The organism is Micromonospora sp. M51, from assembly GCF_018070305.1.
Taxonomy (GTDB): Bacteria; Actinomycetota; Actinomycetes; order Mycobacteriales; family Micromonosporaceae; genus Micromonospora; species Micromonospora parva.
On record NZ_JAGPXZ010000385.1, the window covers coordinates 1 to 5,748 of the forward strand.

General features: G+C 71.6%; 8 protein-coding genes. 3 read left to right on the forward strand and 5 right to left on the reverse strand.

The genetic code is table 11. The features are described 5' to 3' along the window. Positions 1-52 precede the first annotated feature (52 nt). From KBX53_RS19985 to ychF, 3 genes are all read right to left on the reverse strand, one after another. Complete coding sequence (locus tag KBX53_RS19985; RefSeq protein WP_210860960.1) at positions 53-397, reverse strand: hypothetical protein; 345 nt, start codon at positions 395-397, stop codon at positions 53-55. A 47-nt stretch (positions 398-444) separates the two neighbouring features. Beyond that, entirely contained in the window at positions 445-1,215 is a 771-nt protein-coding gene (locus KBX53_RS19990) for a class I SAM-dependent methyltransferase (protein ID WP_210860962.1), read from the reverse strand. Positions 1,216-1,420: 205 nt separating this feature from the next. Next, positions 1,421-2,506 (reverse strand): redox-regulated ATPase YchF, encoded by a 1,086-nt coding sequence (gene ychF, locus KBX53_RS19995; RefSeq protein ID WP_030337488.1) that lies wholly within the window; start codon positions 2,504-2,506, stop codon positions 1,421-1,423. 142 nt (positions 2,507-2,648) lie between these two features. On the opposite strand from ychF, the gene KBX53_RS20000 reads away from it, so the two are divergent. Beyond that, positions 2,649-3,239: an exonuclease gene (locus KBX53_RS20000; RefSeq protein ID WP_210860964.1), complete on the forward strand. Its 591-nt coding sequence runs from the start codon at positions 2,649-2,651 to the stop codon at positions 3,237-3,239. A 46-nt stretch (positions 3,240-3,285) separates the two neighbouring features. Here the strand turns inward: KBX53_RS20000 and KBX53_RS20005 are convergent, their stop codons facing one another. Then, positions 3,286-4,020 carry a peptidase E gene (locus KBX53_RS20005; protein ID WP_210860966.1) on the reverse strand — a complete coding sequence of 245 codons (735 nt, stop codon included), beginning with the start codon at positions 4,018-4,020 and terminating at the stop codon, positions 3,286-3,288. 153 nt (positions 4,021-4,173) lie between these two features. After that, positions 4,174-4,677, reverse strand: coding sequence for a hypothetical protein (locus KBX53_RS20010; RefSeq protein WP_210860968.1), 504 nt, complete (start codon positions 4,675-4,677; stop codon positions 4,174-4,176). 139 nt (positions 4,678-4,816) lie between these two features. Between KBX53_RS20010 and KBX53_RS20015 the strand changes: the two genes are divergently transcribed. Both KBX53_RS20015 and KBX53_RS20020 read left to right on the forward strand, forming a co-directional pair. Next, on the forward strand, positions 4,817-5,326 hold the full coding sequence (locus KBX53_RS20015) for a SigE family RNA polymerase sigma factor (RefSeq protein WP_030337483.1): 510 nt from the start codon (positions 4,817-4,819) through the stop codon (positions 5,324-5,326). Then, on the forward strand, positions 5,323-5,748 hold a 426-nt coding region (locus KBX53_RS20020; RefSeq protein ID WP_210860970.1), incomplete at its 3' end, for a hypothetical protein. The genes KBX53_RS20015 and KBX53_RS20020, both read left to right, overlap by 4 nt.

Sequence of the window (5,748 nt, forward strand, 5' to 3'; positions counted from 1 at the left end):
GGCCGAGCAGTAGGACGCGTTCCTGACGAGTAGGCCGTCAGTCCCTGACCTGTCAGAGGTCCTCGCCGCTCAGGACGAGGCAGCCGAACATGTCCGTGAGGACGGCCCGCTGGTGGTCGGTCAACGGGTTCACGAAGACCGCAACGCCAACCCCGTGCTGCTGGCACGCATCGGCTACGTCGCGGGCCCTACCAGGGCTGAGCAACGTCCGCCGCGAGAACGGGTCGCCCATCTTGTCCGCGCCGCCGGATGAGACACCCCGCCGCTGCACGTACCGGCTCACGACCCGGCCACCACGGGCTTCCACCAAGCCGGCCAGCAGGTTGAGCTTGCTTTCGAACTCCTTGTCCTTCGCCGAGAACAGGCCCACCAGCGCCACGTCGGCGCCTGCCAGCACAGCTTTCAACGCCCCGTCTCGATGTCTGCTCGCCGGTTCGCCGGCTGTCAGCGTCGCCGGGCGCGCAGCACGCCGGTCAGCATGGGCACTGTGAACTCACCGTTGGCGGTCTCCGGTCGACTCCCGAGGAAGGCGCGGACCCGGTCGAGTGTGGCCGCTCGTTCCGCGTCCGGCATCACCAGCATCCCGGCCCGCGTCGCGAGCGTCGCGACGAGCGAGTCGGCGGTACGCCGCTGACCGTGCGGGAACTCGACCTGCTCCGCCGACCCGAACCGGGCGATCAGGCCGGTGCGCGCAACGACCATGTCCGCCGTCGCCGCGCGCCAACTACTCAACGTGTCACGCGGGCCGATGGCGGCACTCCCGCTGACGCGTTCGAGCCCGGCAACCCAGTCGATCCGGTCGTCCATGATGTTCCACAGACCGGCCAGGACACCGCCCGGTGCGAGGACTCTGGCGATTTCCGCCCCGGCGACGGTCATGTCGAACCAGTGCAGGGCGTTGCCGGCCAGCACGGCGTCGACGGACGCGTCCGGCAACGGGATCGCCTCCGCGCTACCCGGCAGGGCACGGACGGCCGGCAGCGCACGGCGTAGCTCGGCAAGCATCGCCGGGTCGGGCTCGACCGCCACGACGTCCGCGCCCACCGCGACCAGCGTCGCGGACAGCTTGCCGGTGCCGGCGCCCAGGTCGAGCACACGTAGGCCGGGCGCGGGCTCCAGCGCCCACCGCACCGCGGCCTGCGCGTAGTCCGGGCGGTGCTCGGCGTACGCGGCAGCGGCCGCGCCGAACGACGATCGCAGCAGCTGTTCAGCCATGTGGTCAACCTACCGCCGCTCGTGGGCATCGACTGCCCCGTGGCCGGCGTGCAGACCCTGCGGAGCCGGTGGGGCGTCCGCCCAGCCCGTCTACGTGCTCGGCATCCCGGTCAGGTTGGTCATGATCCACTCGCCTTCCTGAATACCGTGCTATCGAGGTCGGGGGGACACCGCGACGTCAATGAAGCCGAGTCGATCATGCATGTCAGACGTTGAAGCGGAACTCCACCACGTCGCCATCCTGCATGACGTACTCCTTGCCCTCGATGCGGACCTTGCCCGCCGCCTTGGCCGCCGCCATCGAACCGTGCTCGACCAGGTCCTGGTACGAGACCACCTCGGCCTTGATGAAGCCGCGCTGGAAGTCGCTGTGGATGACGCCCGCGGCCTCCGGCGCGGTGGCGCCGATCGGGACGGTCCAGGCGCGCGCTTCCTTCGGGCCGGCCGTGAGGTACGTCTGGAGGCCGAGGGTGCGGAAGCCCACCCGGACCAGCTGGTTGAGGCCGGGCTCGTTCTGCCCGATCGACTCCAGCAGTTCGCGGGCCTCCTCCTCGGGCAGGTCCACCAGCTCGGACTCGATCTTGGCGTCCATGAAGATGGCCTCGGCGGGGGCGACGAGGGCGCGCAGCTCGTCGAGGAACGTCTCGTTGGCCAACTCGGCCTCGTCGACGTTGAAGACGTACAGGAAGGGCTTGGTGGTGAGCAGGTGCAGCTCGCGCAGGTGCTCCAGCTCGATCTTGGCGGCGGCGGCCCCGGAGTACAGGGTGGTGCCACCGTCGAGCACCTCGATCGCGGCCTTCGCGGCGGCGACGGCGGCGGCCCGGTCCTTGCGGAGCTTGGCTTCCTTCTCCAACCGGGGCAGCGCCTTGTCCAGGGTCTGCAGGTCGGCGAGGATCAGCTCGGTGTTGATCGTCTCGATGTCGTCGGCCGGGGAGACCTTGCCGTCGACGTGCACCACGTTCGGGTCGGAGAAGGCCCGGACGACCTGGCAGATCGCCGAGGCGTCCCGGATGTTGGCCAGGAAGGCGTTGCCCCGGCCCTGCCCCTTCGACGCGCCACGGACCAGGCCGGCGATGTCGACGAACGACACCGGCGCCGGCAGCACCTTCTGCGAGGAGAAGATCTCGGCCAGCTTGCCCAGCCGCTCGTCGGGGAGCCCGACCACGCCGACGTTGGGCTCGATGGTGGCGAACGGGTAGTTCGCCGCCAGCACGTCGTTCTTGGTCAACGCGTTGAAAAGCGTGCTCTTGCCGACGTTGGGCAGGCCGACGATGCCGATGGTGAGACTCACGACGGGCCAGCTTACGCCGGTCCCGGCCGGGCCGGTCCAGGCGGCTCCGATTCGGCGGTCGGCAGGTGGTCGATCGTCGGGCCTGCCGGGCCCCTGTCGCGTTGCTACCCTGCCGGTTCGATCTTCCCCTGTTGGAGGTGAGATGACCTCGACGTTGCCCGAGCTGTACATCGCCGTCGATGTGGAGGCCGACGGGCCGATCCCCGGGCCGTACAGCATGATCTCGTTGGGCATGGCCGTGGCCGGCCGCCCGGACCTGACCTTCTACACCGAGCTGCGTCCCATCTCCGACGAGTTCGTCCCGGCGGCGCTGGCCGTCTCCGGCCTGGACCGGGACCGTCTGCTGCGGGAGGCGCCCACCGCGCAGGAGGCGATGTCCGCCGCCGCGGCCTGGGTCAACGGGCTGCGGCGGGTCGGCCGTCCGGTCTTCCTGGCCGCCCCGGCCGTCTGGGACGGCATGTTCGTGCACTGGTACTTCGTCCGCTTCGTCGGGCACAGCCCGTTCGGCGCGACCGGCTCCGGCGTCGATCTGCGCAGCTACTGGATGGGGTTGACCGGCAGCGAATGGGTCCGGACCCGCAAAGGCACGATCAAGCACGAGCTGGGCCTGCACGACGTGCCGCACACGCACCACGCCGGTGAGGACGCCGCCGAGCTGGCCCAGGTCTTCGACGCGGTGCTCCGCCGCCGACAGCCCGCCGAAGAGGCGTCACCCCCGGCCGAGCAGGCGTGACGCCCTGACCGACCGAGCAGGCGTAACGCTCAGCGAGGCGTGACGCTCAGCCGAGCAGGCGAGGGGCGATGACCGCCTCCCGGACGCTGCCGTCCACGCCCCGGCTGACCTCGTACGCCGAGACGCCCTCGCGGTCCGCGATTGCCTCGACCAGCCGGGTGCCCCGGTAGATCAGGCCGACGCCGTCGTCGGTGCAGTGACTCGTGGGGAGCGTGCCGTCGCCGACCAGCTCGTGCATGAGCGGGCGGCGCTGGCCCTCACTGTCGTAGTGCACCCCGTTGCCGTACGGCAGCCAGGCCAGGCCGTCGGTGAAGCCCCGCAGCCGCGGCCCGAAACTGTCGGTGGCACCGCCGACGTGCCAGCAGATCGAGCCGGCGGAGACACCGGCCAGCACCACGCCGGCCTGCCAGCACTCGTGCAGGATCTCGTCGAGCCCGTGCACCCGCCACACGGCGAGCAGGTTGGCGACGCTGCCGCCACCGACCCAGATCACGTCCTGGGCGAGCAGGTGGGCGCGGACGTCCTCGACGTTCGGCATCGGGAACAGCGCGAGGTGGGACGGCTCGAACCGGGTGCCGGCGAACGCGCCGTAGACGCCGGTCAGCGAGGTGGGCTGGTCGCCGACGGCCTGCCCGAGGTAGCAGATTCGCGGCCGCGAACCGGCCTCAGCCAGCTCGGCCGCCAGCTCGAAGACCGGGCCGGGACGCAGGTCGTAGGGCCCACGGTCGCCCCGGAGGAAGCCCATGCTGGTGGCGATGATGGTCGGTTCGCTGGCGGGCATCGGGGCGTCCTTCCGTTGCGGGCGATGCGGCGTCCATCCTGCCGCAGCCGGCCTCCCGCCCGTTGCGTTCCGGCGCGGGGCCCGACCTCCACCCGTGGCGATCATGGTGGTGGCGGGGTGTCCGACAGTCGCAACCCCCGCCAACCTCCATGATCAACCAGACTGGTCGGGACGCCGTTGCCGGGGCACCTCGACATCCGGCCACAGCCCCAGGGTGGGACGGTCGGCCGGCGGCAGTTGCCCGGCGGCGGCCCGGGGCAGGGTGAACCGGTCGGCGGCGGCCGGTCCGGCCGAACCCGACTCGCGCAGCATCCACCGCACCTCGTCGGCCGTCCAGCCCAGCCCCGGCCGCGCGGCGAGCTCACGGATCAACCGCCGACCAACAGTCGTGTCGTCGTCGTAGAAACGCATGCACCAGTGGTGCGTCCACATCCCGAGCGCCCGCAGGCCGGCGTCGTCCAGCGAGCCCACCAACCGGCCGCAGGCGGTGTCGGGGAAGCGCTGCTCGGGATCCCCCGTCCGGTCCCGTTCGATGGCGCCGACGGCGGCCGGCGCGACGGCCCGCATCCGGCGGTAGAAGGACTGCGCCACCGCGCGGGGCAGCGGGGGGAACGCACCCGGTGTCGACGCCGTCGTCCAACCCGCCACGCTCGTCATTCGCCGCACCCCTTCTTCAGTTGGTGGCCGGACGCTACCCGGCACGACCGACACTTTCGGGCCGAAAAACCCCACCGATCGTGGATAGCGACGATGACCTGGGACGTCTGTATCTGTGACAACGAAACGGGGGTGGTGGGTGGACGAGGACGAGCGCGCGCGGCTGGCCGAGTTCGTCGGCAGCCGGACTCCGGCGCTGATGCGGGTCGCGTACCTGTTGACGGGGGACCGCAACGCCGCCGAGGACCTGTTCCAGTCGGCGTTGGCGCGGGCCATCCCCAAGTGGGACAGCATTCGACACGCCGATCCGGAGGGCTATCTGCGGGTGGTGATGTACCGCGAGCAGATCAGCTGGTGGCGGCGGTTTCGACGGCGGCGGGAGACCCCGCTCAACCCGGCGGACGAACCGGTCGGCGGTGACCCCAGCGGCGGCTCCGACGTGCGGTTGGCGATGCGTGCCGCGCTGCGTCACCTGCCACCGACGCAGCGGGCGGTGGTGGTCCTGCGCTACTACGAGGACCTGCCCGAAGCCCGGGTGGCCGAGTTGCTCGGCTGCTCGGTGGGCACCGTGCGCAGCCGTACCCATCGAGCGGTGCAGCGACTGCGGGAACTGCTGCCGGACGTCGACATGCTGGAGGTACGGCGATGACGGACCCCTTCGAGCACCTCATCCGCTCCACCCTCACCGACCTGGCCGAGGAGGCACCGATCGTGCATGACCAGTTGAGCCGAGCGGAACGGCGGGTGCGCAACCGACGCCGCGCCACGGTGACGGTAGGGGCGGTGAGCACCCTGGCGGCGATCCTGATCGCCACTCCGCTCGCAGTGGCCGCGACCGGCTCGGACGAACCGCCCCCGGCCGTGCCCAGCCCGGCCGGCCCGGCGGCCGTACCCAGCCCGTCGGCACCCATCCCGTCCGCGCCCACCGCGGTGCCGACGGTCGAGCCCAGCCCCGGTGGCGGACTGGCCAGCCCGGTGGGTCCGCCCGGCGTCCCCGGCCGGCCGACTGTGTCGCCGACCCCGTTGACTCCGCCGGGCGTGCCGGGCGTGCCGGGCAAGCCGGGCGGACCG